The sequence below is a fragment of the Pseudomonas cremoricolorata genome (genome assembly GCF_000759535.1).
Classification (GTDB): domain Bacteria; phylum Pseudomonadota; class Gammaproteobacteria; order Pseudomonadales; family Pseudomonadaceae; genus Aquipseudomonas; species Aquipseudomonas cremoricolorata_A.
The window spans coordinates 2,750,518-2,765,741 of sequence record NZ_CP009455.1; the positions used below are offsets into that span (position 1 = coordinate 2,750,518).

Annotated in this window: 13 protein-coding genes and 5 tRNA genes; 17 read left to right on the top strand and 1 reads right to left on the bottom strand. The window is 61.7% G+C overall.

Annotated elements, in window-relative coordinates:
• Positions 1–8: 8 nt before the first annotated feature.
• The 11 genes from astB (at position 9) to mgtE (ending at position 9,723) form a co-directional block, all read left to right on the top strand.
• Positions 9–1,358 (top strand): N-succinylarginine dihydrolase, encoded by a 1,350-nt coding sequence (gene astB / locus LK03_RS12120; protein ID WP_038412631.1) that lies wholly within the window; start codon positions 9–11, stop codon positions 1,356–1,358.
• A gap of 14 nt (positions 1,359–1,372) precedes the next feature.
• Complete coding sequence (locus LK03_RS12125; protein WP_028694594.1) at positions 1,373–1,660, top strand: topoisomerase II; 288 nt, start codon at positions 1,373–1,375, stop codon at positions 1,658–1,660.
• 11 nt (positions 1,661–1,671) lie between these two features.
• A complete protein-coding gene (gene astE, locus LK03_RS12130) occupies positions 1,672–2,679 on the top strand; it encodes a succinylglutamate desuccinylase (RefSeq protein ID WP_038412632.1) in 1,008 nt (335 codons plus the stop codon).
• A gap of 291 nt (positions 2,680–2,970) precedes the next feature.
• Positions 2,971–5,595 (top strand): alanine--tRNA ligase, encoded by a 2,625-nt coding sequence (gene alaS, locus LK03_RS12135; RefSeq protein ID WP_038412633.1) that lies wholly within the window; start codon positions 2,971–2,973, stop codon positions 5,593–5,595.
• 122 nt (positions 5,596–5,717) lie between these two features.
• Complete coding sequence (locus tag LK03_RS12140) at positions 5,718–6,953, top strand: aspartate kinase (protein ID WP_038412635.1); 1,236 nt, start codon at positions 5,718–5,720, stop codon at positions 6,951–6,953.
• 150 nt (positions 6,954–7,103) lie between these two features.
• Complete coding sequence (gene csrA / locus LK03_RS12145; protein WP_028694590.1) at positions 7,104–7,292, top strand: carbon storage regulator CsrA; 189 nt, start codon at positions 7,104–7,106, stop codon at positions 7,290–7,292.
• A 72-nt stretch (positions 7,293–7,364) separates the two neighbouring features.
• Positions 7,365–7,455: transfer RNA gene (locus tag LK03_RS12150), tRNA-Ser, on the top strand.
• A gap of 107 nt (positions 7,456–7,562) precedes the next feature.
• Positions 7,563–7,639 (top strand) — tRNA-Arg (locus tag LK03_RS12155).
• 70 nt (positions 7,640–7,709) lie between these two features.
• A tRNA-Arg gene (locus tag LK03_RS12160) sits at positions 7,710–7,786 on the top strand.
• A gap of 70 nt (positions 7,787–7,856) precedes the next feature.
• Positions 7,857–7,933: transfer RNA gene (locus LK03_RS12165), tRNA-Arg, on the top strand.
• 347 nt (positions 7,934–8,280) lie between these two features.
• Positions 8,281–9,723 carry a magnesium transporter gene (mgtE, locus tag LK03_RS12170; RefSeq protein ID WP_038412636.1) on the top strand — a complete coding sequence of 481 codons (1,443 nt, stop codon included), beginning with the start codon at positions 8,281–8,283 and terminating at the stop codon, positions 9,721–9,723.
• 66 nt (positions 9,724–9,789) lie between these two features.
• Here the strand turns inward: mgtE and LK03_RS12175 are convergent, their stop codons facing one another.
• A complete protein-coding gene (locus LK03_RS12175; RefSeq protein WP_027915923.1) occupies positions 9,790–10,116 on the bottom strand; it encodes an Arc family DNA-binding protein in 327 nt (108 codons plus the stop codon).
• 346 nt (positions 10,117–10,462) lie between these two features.
• Here LK03_RS12175 and phnN point away from each other — a divergent pair, with 346 nt between their 5' ends.
• The 6 genes from phnN (at position 10,463) to pstB (ending at position 15,221) form a co-directional block, all read left to right on the top strand.
• A complete protein-coding gene (gene phnN / locus LK03_RS12180; RefSeq protein ID WP_049870610.1) occupies positions 10,463–11,059 on the top strand; it encodes a phosphonate metabolism protein/1,5-bisphosphokinase (PRPP-forming) PhnN in 597 nt (198 codons plus the stop codon).
• 117 nt (positions 11,060–11,176) lie between these two features.
• Positions 11,177–11,253: transfer RNA gene (locus LK03_RS12185), tRNA-Arg, on the top strand.
• A gap of 174 nt (positions 11,254–11,427) precedes the next feature.
• Positions 11,428–12,456 carry a phosphate ABC transporter substrate-binding protein PstS gene (pstS, locus tag LK03_RS12190; RefSeq protein WP_038412639.1) on the top strand — a complete coding sequence of 343 codons (1,029 nt, stop codon included), beginning with the start codon at positions 11,428–11,430 and terminating at the stop codon, positions 12,454–12,456.
• A gap of 69 nt (positions 12,457–12,525) precedes the next feature.
• Entirely contained in the window at positions 12,526–13,491 is a 966-nt protein-coding gene (pstC, locus tag LK03_RS12195) for a phosphate ABC transporter permease subunit PstC (protein WP_038412640.1), read from the top strand.
• Complete coding sequence (gene pstA, locus LK03_RS12200; protein WP_038412642.1) at positions 13,491–14,384, top strand: phosphate ABC transporter permease PstA; 894 nt, start codon at positions 13,491–13,493, stop codon at positions 14,382–14,384. The genes pstC and pstA overlap by 1 nt, the downstream gene beginning before the upstream one ends.
• Before the next feature lie 75 nt (positions 14,385–14,459).
• Positions 14,460–15,221 carry a phosphate ABC transporter ATP-binding protein PstB gene (gene pstB, locus LK03_RS12205; RefSeq protein ID WP_240478667.1) on the top strand — a complete coding sequence of 254 codons (762 nt, stop codon included), beginning with the start codon at positions 14,460–14,462 and terminating at the stop codon, positions 15,219–15,221.
• The last annotated feature ends 3 nt before the right edge of the window (positions 15,222–15,224 follow it).

Sequence of the window (15,224 nt, forward strand, 5' to 3'; positions counted from 1 at the left end):
GCATGCCCATGAACGCCTTCGAAGTGAATTTTGATGGCCTGGTCGGGCCAACCCACAACTACGGCGGCTTGTCGTACGGGAACGTGGCCTCGCAGAGCAACAGCCAACAGGGTTCCAACCCTCGCGAAGCCGCGCGTCAGGGCCTGGCGAAGATGAAGGCGCTGGCCGACCTGGGCTTCGTCCAGGGCGTGCTCGCCCCCCAGGAGCGCCCCGACATCGCCGCCTTGCGTCGCCTGGGTTTTACCGGTAGCGACGCCGAAGTGATTCGCCGTGCCGCGCGTGACGCGATGCCGCTGCTGGTGGCCAGTTGTTCGGCATCGAGCATGTGGGTGGCCAACGCTGCGACGGTCAGCCCCAGTGCCGACACCGCCGATGGGCGCGTGCATTTCACTGCCGCCAACCTCAACTGCAAATACCACCGCAGCCTCGAGCACCCGACCACCAGCCGTGTGCTGCAGGCGATGTTCAACGACCCGCAGCACTTTGCCCATCACCCGGCCTTGCCGGCGGTGGCGCAGTTCGGCGATGAAGGCGCGGCCAACCACACGCGCTTTTGCGCACACCATGGCGAGGCCGGGGTGGAGCTGTTTGTCTATGGCCGCAGCGCGTTTGACAGCCGCTTGCCGGCGCCCACCGTCTACCCAGCCCGGCAGACCCTGGAAGCGTCGCAGGCGGTGGCCCGGCTGCATGGCTTGAGCCGCGATGGCGTGGTCTTCGCCCAGCAGAACCCGGCGGTGATCGACCAGGGTGTGTTCCACAACGATGTCATCGCTGTGGGCAATGGCGAGGTGCTGTTCCATCACCAGGACGCATTCCTCAACAGTGAAGCGATGCTTGGCGAGTTGCAGGCCAAGCTCGCCGCCCGGGGCGGTCAACTGCACGCCATCAACGTGCCGCGCGCCGCGGTGAGCGTGCAGGACGCGGTGGGCTCGTACCTGTTCAACAGCCAGTTGCTCAGCCGTGAAGACGGCTCGATGCTGCTGGTGGTACCGGAAGAGTGTCGCAACAACCCACGGGTCTGGGGCTACCTCGGCGAGCTGCTGGCCCAGGGCGGGCCGGTGCGGCAGATCGAGGTGTTCGACCTCAAGCAGAGCATGCGCAATGGGGGCGGTCCGGCGTGCCTGCGTTTACGCGTGGCGCTCAACGAAACAGAGCTGGCCGCGGTCAACCCTGCGGTGATCCTCGATGACGCCCTCTATGCCACCTTGCTGCATTGGGTCGAGCGGCACTACCGCGACCGCCTCACCGACGCCGACCTGGCTGACCCACACCTGCTCGACGAATCGCGCTGCGCCCTCGACGAGCTGACCCGAATCCTCCAGTTGGGCGCGGTCTATCCGTTCCAACGCCAACCTTGAAGAGAGACCCTGTAATGTCCGATGCTCTGCGCCTGATCCTCGAAGATGACGACGGCACCCAGCTGGAAACCTCCTGTAATCGTTTTGCCGTACTGTGGCAAGGCAAGGAAGTCTGGATTCAGCAAGATGGCCGCGGCCAACTGCTGATCGGTGTCGATGTCGCCGAGGGCGACAGCGAATATGCCAACCTGTTGCTGCGGCCGATGGCCACCAACCTGGTCAGCCTGCAACTGGAAATGGAAGCCGCCGAGATCGATGAAGACGATCACGTGCACGGCCCTGATTGCGGTCATCACCACTAAGGAAGCGCCCTATGCTTTCCCTCGGCAAATTGCTTGAACTGACGCTGGCCGGTCGCGAGCCGGCCGACAAGACCCAAGTGACTGTCGAGGGCGTGCGCCTGCGCTGGCTCGGCGAGGGCGCTCTGGAAGTGCGTCCACCTGCGGCTACCGACAGCGGCCTCGACCTGCTGCTCTCGGCCGGTATCCACGGCAACGAAACCGCGCCCATCGAGTTGCTCGACGAGCTGCTTGGCGCGGTCGCCAGCGGCCGGCTCAAGCCCCGTGCGCGCATCCTGTTCCTGTTCGGCAACCCGGCGGCCATTCGCCGTGGCGAGCGCTACGTCGAGCAGGACATCAATCGCCTGTTCAATGCTCGTCACGAGTCTGCCAGTGGCGTTGAAGCCATGCGCGCGGCCGAGCTGGAACAGTTCGCCCGGGTGTTTTTCAGCCTCCCCGAACGCAGCCGCCTGCACTACGACCTGCACACCGCCATTCGTGGCTCGAAAATCGAACAGTTCGCGCTGTATCCGTACCAGGAGGGCCGTGCCCATTCGCGCCAGCAACTGGCTCGGCTGAAAGCGGCCGGGGTGCAGGCCGTGCTGTTGCAACGCAAGTCTTCCATCACCTTCAGCGCCTTCACCTACGAGCGCCTCGGCGCCGAGGCCTTCACACTGGAATTGGGCAAGGCACGCCCGTTCGGGCATAACGGCATGGTCGACCTCGACCGCCTGCGTTTGCGCCTGGAGCAGTTGATCGAGGGCTGCGAGCCGGCCATCGATGATGCGCTCGAGGGCCTGCAGCTGTTCAGTGTGGCGCGCGAGGTGATCAAGCACAGCGATCAGTTCCGCCTGCACCTGCCTGACAACATCGAAAATTTCTCCGAACTGCCCCCTGGCTATGTGCTCGCCGAAGACCTGGCGCACAGCCGCTGGGTGGTGGAAGAGCAGGGCGCGCGGATCATCTTTCCCAATCCACATGTGCGCAACGGCCTGCGCGCGGGCATCCTCATCGTACCGGCAAGCGACAGCGAGCTGGGCTGAGCGGGGGCCGCCGAGGGCAACCTCGCGCTGGCGCATGAAAACCTTTTAATTCGCCGCCTGTTTCCTTTTCCCCAGCCTTGGGCGGTAATTGGCTTGCCAGTGGCGAGAGGCTGCATTTAGCATCGCGGCATGCCGTTTTGCTTCGCATCCGCCTGAAAAGCCGTTCATTCGACGCTTTCCAACGCATAAAACACACTGCACCGAGCTTGCAGGACCGATATAATGCGGCCCTTTGCCGTCGTTTCGTCGACGCGTTTGCCCCAAGGGGCCGCCGTTTCCGTGGAAGAACCTATGAAAAGCGCAGAAATCCGTGAAGCCTTCCTTCGCTTCTTCGAAGAGCAGGGTCACACTCGAGTGGCTTCAAGCTCGCTGATCCCGGGCAATGACCCGACCTTGCTGTTCACCAATGCCGGCATGAACCAGTTCAAGGACTGCTTCCTGGGCCAGGAAAAGCGCGCCTACACCCGTGCGGTCAGCAGCCAGAAGTGCGTGCGTGCCGGTGGCAAGCACAACGACCTGGAAAACGTCGGCTATACCGCGCGCCACCATACCTTCTTCGAAATGCTCGGCAACTTCAGCTTCGGTGACTATTTCAAGCGCGACGCGATCACCTTCGCCTGGACCTTCCTGACCTCGGAAAAATGGCTGAACCTGCCCAAGGACAAACTCTGGGTCACGGTCTACGCCACCGACGACGAAGCCTACGACATCTGGACCAAAGACGTTGGCGTACCGGCCGAACGCATGGTCCGCATCGGTGACAACAAGGGCGCGCCATACGCCTCCGACAACTTCTGGACCATGGGCGATACCGGCCCGTGCGGCCCGTGCACGGAAATCTTCTACGACCACGGCGCCGACATCTGGGGTGGCCCGCCTGGCTCGCCGGAAGAAGACGGCGACCGTTACATCGAAATCTGGAACAACGTCTTCATGCAGTTCAACCGCACCGCCGACGGCGTGCTGCACCCGCTGCCAGCGCCGTCGGTGGACACCGGCATGGGCCTGGAGCGGATCAGCGCCGTCCTGCAGCATGTGCACTCGAACTACGAGATCGACCTGTTCCAGAGCCTGCTGGCCGCCTCGGCCAAGGCCATTGGCTGCAGCAACGACGCCCAGGCGTCGCTCAAGGTGGTCGCTGACCACATCCGCTCGTGCGGCTTCCTGATTGCCGACGGCGTGCTGCCGTCTAACGAAGGCCGTGGCTACGTACTGCGCCGGATCATCCGTCGCGCCTGCCGGCACGGCAACAAGCTGGGCGCCAAGGGCAGCTTCTTCTACCAGATCGTCGCGGCCCTGGTGGCCGAGATGGGCAATGCCTTCCCTGAACTCAAGAGCCAGCAGGCGCACATCGAGCGCGTGCTCAAGGCCGAAGAAGAGCAGTTCGCCAAGACTCTCGAGCAGGGCCTGCGCATTCTCGAGCAGGACCTCGCACAACTGGACGGCAAGGTCGTGCCGGGCGATGTGGTGTTCAAGCTCTACGATACCTACGGCTTCCCCATGGACCTGACCGCCGACATCGCCCGTGAGCGCGAGCTGACCATCGACGAGGCAGGCTTCGAGCGTGAAATGGACGCCCAGCGTGAGCGCGCCCGCTCTGCCAGCGCGTTCGGCATGGACTACAACAGCTTGGTCAAGGTCGACAGCGCCACCGAGTTCCTCGGTTACGCCGCCACCGAAGGTCAGGGCAAGGTCGTTGCCTTGTACAAGGACGGCCAGGCCGTCCAGCAGTTGGGCGAAGGCGAAGAGGGCGTGGTGATTCTCGACCGTACGCCGTTCTACGGCGAATCCGGTGGCCAGATCGGCGACGTTGGCGTACTTGAGGTGGGCGGTGCTCGCTTCGAGGTGCGTGACACCACCAAGACCGGCGGCGCCTTCCTGCACCACGGCATCATGGCCAGCGGTGTGCTGGCACACGATGCCGAGGTCCAGGCGCGAGTCGAGGCCGAGGTGCAACAAGCTACTTCGCTCAACCACTCGGCCACCCACCTGCTGCACGAAGCGCTGCGTCAGGTGCTCGGTGAGCACGTGCAGCAGAAAGGCTCGCTGGTCGACAGCCAGCGCCTGCGTTTCGACTTCAGCCACTTCGAAGCGGTCAAGCCCGAGCAGATCAAGGCGCTGGAAGACATCGTCAACCGCGAAATCCGTCGCAACACCGAAGTGCTCACCGAAGAAACCGACATCGAGACGGCCAAGCGCAAGGGCGCCATGGCGCTGTTCGGTGAGAAGTACGGCGATACCGTGCGCGTGCTGAGCATGGGCGGCGACTTCTCGGTCGAGCTGTGCGGCGGTATCCACGCCAAGCGCACCGGCGACATCAGTGTGTTCAAGATCATCAGCGAAGGCGGTGTCGCTTCCGGCGTGCGCCGTATCGAAGCGGTCACCGGCGCAGCGGCGCTGGCCTACCTCAATGCTGCCGAAGAGCAGGTCAGGGAAGCCGCGCAGCTGGTCAAGGGTAACCGTGACAACCTGATCGACAAGCTGTCGGCGGTGCTCGAGCGCAACCGTCAGCTGGAAAAGCAGCTGGAACAGCTGCAGGCCAAGGCCGCCAGCGCCGCCGGGGATGATCTCTCCAATGCGGCCGTTGCGGTCAAGGGTGCCAAGGTGCTCGCTGCCCGTCTCGACGGACAGGACGGCAAGGCACTGTTGGCGCTGGTCGATCAGTTGAAGAACAAGCTCGGCCATGCAGTGATCCTGCTGGGCAGCGAGCATGAGGGCAAGGTCGTGCTGGTGGCCGGCGTGACCAAGGACCTCTCCAGCCAACTCAAGGCTGGCGACCTGATGAAGCAAGCCGCTGCGGCAGTGGGCGGCAAAGGCGGTGGTCGTCCGGACATGGCCCAGGGCGGCGGCGTGGACGTCGCTGCACTGGACAAGGCCCTGGCCTTGGCCGTGCCATTCGCCGAGCAGGGACTTTGAGATGCGCCGTGCGCTGCTGCGTATCGGGCCTTGCCGGTGTCGGCAAGGCGTCCGACTGCGGCGGCGCACGGCGCATGATGGATTGTTTACTGGGGCCCCTGGGGGGCTGAGGCACCTTTGAAATGGCGTTGATCGTACAGAAATTTGGCGGCACCTCTGTCGGTTCCATCGAGCGGATCGAGCAGGTTGCCGACAAGGTCAAGAAATTCCGCGAGGCGGGCGACGACCTGGTGGTCGTGCTGTCGGCCATGAGTGGCGAAACCAATCGCCTGATCGACCTGGCCAGGCAGATCAGCGACAAGCCCGACCCACGTGAGCTGGACGTGATCGTGTCCACCGGTGAGCAGGTGACAATCGCGCTGCTGGTCATGGCCCTGATCAAGCGCGGCGTGCCGGCGGTGTCCTACACCGGCAACCAGGTGCGCATCCTCACCGACAGCGCGCACAACAAGGCGCGTATCCTGCAGATCGACGACCAGAAGATCCGCGCCGATCTGTCGGCCGGTCGCGTGGTGGTGGTCGCAGGCTTCCAGGGCGTCGACGAGCACGGCAACATCACCACGCTGGGGCGTGGCGGCTCGGACACCACCGGCGTTGCCCTGGCTGCGGCCCTGAAGGCCGCCGAGTGCCAGATCTACACCGATGTCGATGGCGTCTACACCACCGATCCGCGTGTGGTACCTCAGGCCCAGCGCCTGGAGAAGATCACCTTCGAAGAAATGCTGGAAATGGCCAGCCTCGGCTCCAAGGTGCTGCAGATTCGCTCGGTGGAGTTCGCCGGCAAGTACAACGTTCCGCTGCGCGTGCTGCACAGCTTCAAGGAGGGTCCGGGTACCCTCATCACCATTGACGAAGAGGAATCCATGGAACAGCCGATCATCTCCGGTATCGCCTTCAATCGCGATGAGGCCAAGCTGACCATTCGCGGTGTACCCGATACCCCGGGTGTGGCGTTCAAGATCCTCGGCCCGATCAGCGCTTCGAACATCGAAGTCGACATGATCGTGCAGAACGTGGCCCACGATAACACCACCGACTTCACCTTCACCGTCCACCGCAACGAGTACGAGAAGGCGCTGAGCGTGCTGGAAAACACCGCCCGTGAAATCGGCGCGCGTGAAGTGATCGGTGACCTGAAGATCGCCAAGGTGTCCATCGTCGGCGTTGGCATGCGTTCCCACGCAGGTGTCGCCAGCCGCATGTTCGAAGCCCTGGCCAAGGAGACCATCAACATCCAGATGATCTCCACCTCGGAGATCAAAGTGTCGGTAGTGATCGAAGAGAAATACCTGGAGCTCGCGGTGCGCGCGCTGCACACCGCTTTCGAGCTGGATGCTCCGGCTCGCCAGGGCGAGTGACACGCCCCTGGAAAGGGCGCGGCTTGCCGCGCCCTTTCGCGTTTCTGGCGCTCGTGCCTGCTCCTGTCCTTGCCGGCACGACCGTTCCACGGGCCTAGGCCCTGCTGCACAACGACTGTTATCCCTGATTGATTGTTTGAGGAGAAAGCTATGTTGATTCTGACTCGTCGGTGCGCCGAGAGCCTGATCATTGGAGACGGTGAAATCACCGTTACCGTTCTGGGGGTCAAAGGCAACCAGGTTCGTATCGGTGTCAGCGCGCCCAAGGAAGTGGCCGTGCACCGTGAAGAAATCTACCTGCGGATCAAGAAAGAGAAGGACGACGAACCAAGCCTTTAATTTTTATCGGTTTTTTTTAGAAAAAAGGTTTGCAAACGGGGAGGGGTCTGGTTAATATACGCCCCGTGTTGCGGTGAGGTGGCCGAGTGGCCGAAGGCGCTCCCCTGCTAAGGGAGTATACCTCACAAGGGTATCGGGGGTTCGAATCCCCCCCTCACCGCCATTATTTCGCAAAGCTTGCTGGAATGATCGAAGTTGTTAACTCGTTGAATTTAAACGAAAAATAACTTGGAAAATACGCTCAGCAAACTATAATGCGCTGCAAGACACGGACCCATAGCTCAGCTGGATAGAGTACTCGGCTACGAACCGAGCGGTCAGAGGTTCGAATCCTCTTGGGTCCGCCACTTTTGAAGTGGCTTTGTGAATCAAGGCAACTTCAACAGCCAGCGGTATCTGGCCTAAAACTACCACTACGGACCCATAGCTCAGCTGGATAGAGTACTCGGCTACGAACCGAGCGGTCAGAGGTTCGAATCCTCTTGGGTCCGCCACTTTTGAAGTGGCTTTGTGCATCAAGGCAACTTCAACAGCCAGCGGTATCTGGTCTAAAACTACCACCACGGACCCATAGCTCAGCTGGATAGAGTACTCGGCTACGAACCGAGCGGTCAGAGGTTCGAATCCTCTTGGGTCCGCCACTTTCAAAGAAGCCCGCTTGATCAAGCGGGCTTTTTATTGCCCGCCATTCACGTTTCTGTCCAACCCCCTCGCTAAACTGCGCAGCGGCAGTCATTTCCGGCTCGCCGATACGCACTGAATCTTGTGCGTGTTGTCATAGCTTCAGTCTGCAAGCGCTTGTTCATGCGAAAAAATTTAAGCGAACCCGCCGCTTTGGCAGTGTATGATTGCGCCCGTCAGCCCCGCCGGGGCTTGTGGAATCCCACCATGGACTTACCCAGTAGTTACTTGTCGATAAGCCTCATCAAGCCTGATCTGACCGATTGATTCTCCCGGCGTGCTCCGCTGCTGGGAGTGGAGTTCGCCTATGACCGAAATCGAAGTAAAGAAAGCGCAGGAAAGCCTGCAAGACCGCCTTGCCCAGGTCATCGAGTTGCTGCAACGCCAGCGCATCGTCGAAGACCTCACGCACCGCCAGGAAAGCCCACACCACGATCTGGTCGAGAATCTGGTTCACCGGCAGAACCTGGTTGAGCTGCAACGCAAGCTCGATGACCTTCACCCCGCCGACGTCGCCTACATCCTCGAAGCCTTGCCCCTGGAAGACCGCCTGACGGTCTGGCAGCTGGTGCGCTCGGATCGCGATGGCGACATTCTGCTGGAAGTCTCGGACGCCGTTCGGGAAACCCTGATCGCCGACATGGACGATCACGAGCTCCTCGCCGCGGCCAAGGAAATGGACGCCGACGAACTGGCGGACCTTGCGCCAGAGCTGCCGCGTGACGTCGTCCATGAACTGATGGAAACCCTCGATGCCCAGCAACGCGAGCGTGTACGTTCGGCGCTGAGCTATGACGAGGAGCAGATCGGTGCGCTGATGGACTTCGAGATGGTGACCATCCGCGAAGACGTCAGTCTGGAAGTGGTGCTGCGCTATCTGCGCCGCCTCAAGGAGCTACCCAACCACACCGACAAGCTGTTCGTGGTCGACTACGACGGCATTCTCAAGGGCGTGTTACCGATCAAGCGGCTGCTGGTCAACGACCCGGATAAGAAGGTAGCGGAGGTCATGGCGACCGACCCGGTCAGCTTTCGTCCCGAGGAAGATGGCTACGACGCGGCCCAGGCCTTCGAGCGTTACGACCTGGTCTCGGCGCCGGTGGTGGACAAGAGCGATCGCCTGATCGGCCGTCTGACCATCGATGAAATGGTCGACCTGATCCGCGAAGAGAGCGAAAGCGAAGTGCTCAACATGGCCGGTCTGCGCGAGGAGGAAGACATCTTCGCCTCGGTCTGGCGTTCGCTGCGCAACCGCTGGGCGTGGTTGGCGATCAACCTGATCACTGCTTTCCTGGCGTCTCGGGTCATCGGTGTGTTCGAAGGCTCGATCGAAAAGCTGGTGGCACTGGCCGCGCTGATGCCGATCGTGGCTGGCATCGGTGGCAACTCGGGCAACCAGACCATCACCATGATCGTTCGTGCCATGGCGCTGGATCAGGTCAGTCCCGGCAATACCGCGCGCCTGATGCGCAAGGAGCTGGCGGTGGCGTTGATCAATGGCCTGGTCTGGGGCGGGGTGATCGGTGCGGTTGCCTATTGGCTGTACGGCAGTTGGTCGCTTGGTGTAGTGATGACCGGTGCAATGACCTTGAACCTGCTGCTGGCGGCGCTGATGGGCGTGTTAATCCCGATGACCCTGATGCGTCTAGGGCGCGATCCTGCCATGGGCGCCAGCGTGATGATCACTGCCGTCACCGACAGCGGCGGCTTTTTCATCTTCCTGGGCCTGGCGACTGTCTTCCTGCTTTGATCTGCGCTGATCGGCAGGCACAAAAAAAGCCAGCGAAAGCTGGCTTTTTGCTGCGTGGCTGATGGATCAGGAAGCGTCGGCAGCCATTTCGACATCGTGGGCGATCAGCGCTACCAGAGCGTTCTGCTGACGGTGGGAAAGCTGGCGGAAACGCTGCAGCAGTTCACGCTCGTGAAGGCTCAGCTCAGGGCTGTCCAGGCGCATGCTCAGTTCTTCACCCAGCGCGCCTTCCTGAATAAGGCTTTGCTCGAGGCGGGCAATGATCTCGGAGTTCATGCTGCGGTGGTGGTTGCGCGCTACTTCGGCAATGCGCTCACGCATTCCGTCTGGCAGGCGGACGACGAATTTGTCAGCGGTGCGGCTTGAGTAAATAGCCTGTTTCATTGGGCGCATATAATTGACCGGTTCTTCTGGTTCAGGGGGAGCGGTTCTCAGATTGCCCGCACGGTGATGGTACGACCGCGACGACTGCAAAATGTTCAACCGCTGCGTGGACAAGGGTACTTATAGTGCCTCAGGGTCGCCGGTTCCTTGGCGTCAAATCTGTGACAAATAGTGAGCCGAATAAAGGCTTTTTGCCAGCACCTATTATCAGAAATGCGCACTGGTTAGAAAAGTGAAAGCCTTTTCATGCCTCAAGCGCCTGTAGGCATGTTGTGGTAAACAGCATGTAACAGTCGATAATGCGTCGTTAAAATCAGCAAAGCTGTAGGAACACTCTGAGGTGAGCGTAGTGGCGATCCGGTATCTGGCAAGTGACGGTGAGACGGAAGGTGGGCGCCTTGTGCTGTTGGTCGGTCCATCTGGCGCGGGCAAGGACTCGCTGCTGGAAGCCGTCAGGCCGCTGTTGCAGGCCCAGGGGGTGGAGATCGCTCAGCGGGTGATCACTCGCTCTGCAGAGGCGGTGGGCGAACAGGCGCTGGCCGTGACCGAGCAACAATTCGACGACATGAGTCGAGACGAGGCGTTCGCCCTGCAGTGGCGGGCCAATGGCCTGCAATACGGCATCACTCGGCAGCTCGATGCCTGGTTGGAGCAGGGCAGGTCGGTGTTGGTCAACGGTTCCAGAGGACATCTGGCACAGGCTCGCGCGCGCTATCCGCAGGCGCTGGTGATCTGCCTGGAAGTGAGTATGCCGGTATTGCGTCAGCGCCTGCAGGCCCGCGGCCGCGAGACGCCAGACGTCATCGAGCAACGCCTGGCACGCAGTGGAATGTGGCGTGCCGAGAATCTTCCTGATGTGCGTCGCCTGGACAATTCGGGCGAGCTGAACCAGGCCGTGCAAGACTTGCTTGCCCTGCTGCGGGACGAAGGCATCATCGCGCCACGAGATTGATCGCTCACCCCGGGAAAGGACTTACGGGCAATTGGTCTGATTCGCACATGACAAACCGGTGTGTGCTGGTTAACATGCACGCCGTCCGCGCCGTCGCTCGTTCGGCGCCACGCTGTTGTCTCAGTAGCTCAATTGGATAGAGCATCCCCCTCCTAAGGGGAAGGTTGCAGGTTCAAGTCCTGCCTGGGACGCCATCTTCATTACCCGCCCAGCTATTCTTTTCATATCAGATCAAGCTGCTTTTCTCGCCGCATAGTTGTGATTTTTTTCCTATTGCTGTGGGAACTTTCTTGGCTGCCGCCGGACGTTCATAATTTTGTAACGCTGCTGCTGCACAGTGCTTCGGCCATCACACGGAGCGCTTTTCCATGATACGCCTGATGAAGTCTGCTGCACTTGCCGTTGCGGTCTCCCTTAGCGCCACCTCGGCGTTCGCCGCAGAGAACATCCGCCTGACCGGCTCGGGTGCCAGTTTCCCAGCACCGATCTACCTCACCTGGTTCAAGGATTTCAGCAAGAAAACCGAGGGTGTGACCGTCGACTATCAGTCCAAAGGTAGTGGGGCAGGGGTGCAGGACTTCCTGAACAAGACCGTCGACTTCGCCGCCAGTGACTCGGCCATGAAGCCTGAGGAAATCGCCAAGGTCAGCGAGGGCGTGCAACTGCTGCCCATGACTGCCGGTGAAATCGTTCTGGCCTACAACCTGCCAGGCAACCCCAAGGGTCTGAAGCTGTCCCGCGAAGTGTATTCGGACATCTTCCTGGGCAAGATCACCCAGTGGAACGATCCGAAGATCGCCGCCGCCAACCCTGACCTGAAACTGCCTGCCACGCCGATCACCGTAGTCGTGCGCGCCGACTCCAGCGGTACCACCGCGGTGTTCACCAAGCATCTGTCGGCCATCAGCCCTGCCTTCAAGCAAGCGCTGGGCGAGGGCAACACGGTCAACTGGCCTGCCACCGACAAGTTCATCAAGTCGCCGAAGAACGATGGCATCACCGCCACCGTGCGTCAGACCCCAGGCGCCATCGGCTACATCGAATACGGCTTCGCCAAGCTGGCCAAGGTCGATTTCGCCGAGTTGGAGAACCAGGCCGGTCAGTACGTAGTGCCAAGCGCCGAGAGCGGTGCCGAAGCACTGGCCGCCGTGAACATGCCGGAAAACCTGGTGGCCTGGCTGCCTGACCCACAGGGTGCCAAGTCTTACCCGATCACCTCCTACACCTGGATGATCTTCCGTAAGGACAACGGCAACCCGGCCAAGGCCAAGGCCATGCGCGAGATGGTCGAGTACAGCCTCACCGAAGGCCAGAAGATCGCCGACTCGATGGGTTATATCCCGCTGCCGCAGTCGGTCGTCGACCAGGTGCGCAAGGCTTCTGCCAACATTCAGTAAGCCAAGCAGGTCGCTCTCGGCAGGCCCTGGCAGGCCGGGAGCGTTCGTTTCCCGTTCCGGAATTCGCCCATGAATACACCTTTTTCCATACCGGATAACCCCGACTCGGCTTGTCGGCCGCCGTCTGCCAAGGATTTTCTGGTCGACCGCATCTTCCGCGGGCTGGCGCGCATCGGCGTTGTGTTGATTCTCGCACTGGTCTTCGCACTGGTTTATGAGGTGGGACGCAAAGCGCTCCCCGGCATGGAAAAATACGGCTTCGACGTGCTGTTCGGCACCGTCTGGGACGTCAACCAAGGCCAATACGGCATTCTTCCAGCGATCTGGGGCACGCTCTACAGCGCCTTCATCGCTCTGCTGATCGCCGGCGTCTTCGGTATCAGCATCGCTATCTTCCTCACCCAGGATTTCCTGCCCGCCAAGCTTGCGGCGGTGTTTCGCACCATTGTCGAACTCTTGGCGGCGATTCCCAGCGTGGTGTATGGGCTGTGGGGCATCTATGTGGTGATCCCGGCCATCCGCCCGCTAACCACCTGGCTCAACAGCGAGCTGGGCTGGATTCCCTTCTTCGGCACCTCGCTCAGCGGCCCCGGCCTGCTGCCAGCGGCACTGGTACTGGCGATCATGATTCTGCCGACCGTGGCTGCGGTGTCCCAGGACGCGCTGACCAGCGTGCCGATGAAAACCAAGCAGGCCGCCTACGGCATGGGTACGACCCACTGGGAAGCGATTCTCAAGGTCATGGTGCCCTCGGCTGCGACCGGCATCTTCGGCTCGCTGGTGCTGGGCCTGGGTCGCGCCCTTGGCGAAACCATGGCCCTGGCCATGCTGGTGGGCAACGCCAACACCCTGTCGGTGTCGCTGTTCGCCCCGGCCAATACCCTGGCGGCCTTGCTCGCGCTGAACTTCCCGGAAGCCGGCCCAAGCGAGATCGAGGTGTTGATGTATGCCGCGCTGGTGCTGATGTTCATCACTCTGCTGGTGAACGTGCTCGGCTCCATGCTGATGCTCTACGCACAACGGGGGAATAAATGATGACCAGCCTGACGACCCCCAGCAAAGCCCTGCCCAGCTTGCAGCGCCGTTTCGAAGGCCGCGCTCTGCGCAGCCTGGTGCTGACTTCGCTGGTCTGGTGCGCGGCGTTGATCGCCAGCGTGCCACTGATTTCCGTGCTGTACATGCTGATCACCCGCGGCGGTGCGCGGCTGAGTCTGGAAGTGTTCACCGAATTGCCGCCCACCGGCTTCGAAATGGGCGGCGGCTTCGGCAACGCCATGGCCGGTACCTTCGTCATGGTCGGCATCGCTGCGGCGATTGCCGTGCCGATCGGCATCCTGGCGGCGATCTTCCTCGCTGAGTTGGGCCCCGAGAGCAAGCTGGCCAACGCCTCGCGCTTCGCCGCGAAGATGCTCACCGGCCTGCCGTCGATCCTGGCCGGCGTGTTCGCCTACGCCCTGGTGGTGATGACCACCGGTACCTACTCCGCCCCGGCCGGCGGTGTGGCGCTGGCGGTGCTGATGCTGCCGATCGTGGTGCTGACCGCCGAAGAGTCGATGAAGATGGTGCCCAAGATCATGAAGGACGCCGCCTACGGCATGGGCTGCACCCGCGCCCAGGTGGTCTGGAAGATCGTCCTGCCGACCGGCCTGCCGGCGATTCTCACCGGGGTCATGCTGGCCGTGGCACGGGCTGCGGGCGAAACCGCGCCGCTGCTGTTCACCGCGCTGTTCAGCAACTACTGGATCTACCACGACGGCAGCCTGGCGGTGATGAACCCCACCGCGTCGCTGGCCGTGCTGATCTACAACTTCTCTGGCATGCCTTTCGACAACCAGCTCGAGCTCGCCTGGGCGGCCTCGCTGGTGCTGGTGATGATCGTGCTGGTGGTTAACATCGTGAGCCGAGTCTTCGGCAAGCCCAAGTATTGAGAACGGGAGTCCCTGAACGTGAACGTATCAACTGCGCAACGAGCCGCTCCAATGGCCAGCGAAGCGCCAGTGGTCATGGACTGCAAGCTGGACAAGATCTTCTACGGCAACTTCCTCGCCGTGCGCGACAGCCACGTGCCGATCGAGAAGAACAAGATCACCGGTTTCATCGGCCCGTCCGGCTGCGGCAAGAGCACCGTGCTGCGTAGCCTCAACCGCATGAACGACTTGGTCAAAGGCTTCCGCTTCGAAGGCCACGTGCACTTCCTGGGTCAGGATGTGTATGGCAAGGGCGTCGATCCGGTGGTGGTGCGCCGCTACATCGGCATGGTGTTCCAGCAGCCCAACCCGTTCTCCATGAGCATCTTCGATAACGTCGCCTTCGGCCTGCGCCTCAATCGCTACAAGGGCGACCTGGGCGACCGCGTCAAGCACGCCCTGCAGGGCGCGGCGCTGTGGGACGAGGTCAAGGACAAGCTCAAGGTCAGTGGTCTGTCGCTCTCCGGTGGCCAGCAGCAGCGTCTGTGCATTGCCCGCGCCATCGCGACCGAGCCGGAAGTCTTGCTGCTCGACGAACCCTGCTCGGCGCTCGACCCCATCGCCACGCGGCGGGTCGAGGAACTGATGGTCGAGCTGAAGAAGGACTACACCATCGCCCTGGTGACCCACAACATGCAGCAGGCAATTCGTGTGGCCGATACCACGGCGTTCTTCTCGGTGGACATCTCCCAGGGCACGCGCACTGGCTACCTGGTGGAAATGGGCCCGACTGCGCAGATCTTCCAGAGCCCACGCGAACAACTGACCAGCGATTACATCAGCGGCAAGTTCAGCTGATGC

What these genes read in the sequence shown, in the direction of transcription:
- pstB (WP_240478667.1), top strand. Translation starts at nt 14,460, where the DNA reads ATGGACTGCAAGCTGGACAAGATCTTCTACGGCAACTTCCTCGCCGTG.
- LK03_RS12125 (WP_028694594.1), top strand. Translation starts at nt 1,373, where the DNA reads ATGTCCGATGCTCTGCGCCTGATCCTCGAAGATGACGACGGCACCCAG.
- csrA (WP_028694590.1), top strand. Translation starts at nt 7,104, where the DNA reads ATGTTGATTCTGACTCGTCGGTGCGCCGAGAGCCTGATCATTGGAGAC.
- LK03_RS12140 (WP_038412635.1), top strand. Translation starts at nt 5,718, where the DNA reads ATGGCGTTGATCGTACAGAAATTTGGCGGCACCTCTGTCGGTTCCATC.
- pstC (WP_038412640.1), top strand. Translation starts at nt 12,526, where the DNA reads ATGAATACACCTTTTTCCATACCGGATAACCCCGACTCGGCTTGTCGG.
- mgtE (WP_038412636.1), top strand. Translation starts at nt 8,281, where the DNA reads ATGACCGAAATCGAAGTAAAGAAAGCGCAGGAAAGCCTGCAAGACCGC.
- astB (WP_038412631.1), top strand. Translation starts at nt 9, where the DNA reads ATGAACGCCTTCGAAGTGAATTTTGATGGCCTGGTCGGGCCAACCCAC.
- alaS (WP_038412633.1), top strand. Translation starts at nt 2,971, where the DNA reads ATGAAAAGCGCAGAAATCCGTGAAGCCTTCCTTCGCTTCTTCGAAGAG.
- LK03_RS12175 (WP_027915923.1), bottom strand. Translation starts at nt 10,116, where the DNA reads ATGCGCCCAATGAAACAGGCTATTTACTCAAGCCGCACCGCTGACAAA.
- pstS (WP_038412639.1), top strand. Translation starts at nt 11,428, where the DNA reads ATGATACGCCTGATGAAGTCTGCTGCACTTGCCGTTGCGGTCTCCCTT.
- astE (WP_038412632.1), top strand. Translation starts at nt 1,672, where the DNA reads ATGCTTTCCCTCGGCAAATTGCTTGAACTGACGCTGGCCGGTCGCGAG.
- pstA (WP_038412642.1), top strand. Translation starts at nt 13,491, where the DNA reads ATGACCAGCCTGACGACCCCCAGCAAAGCCCTGCCCAGCTTGCAGCGC.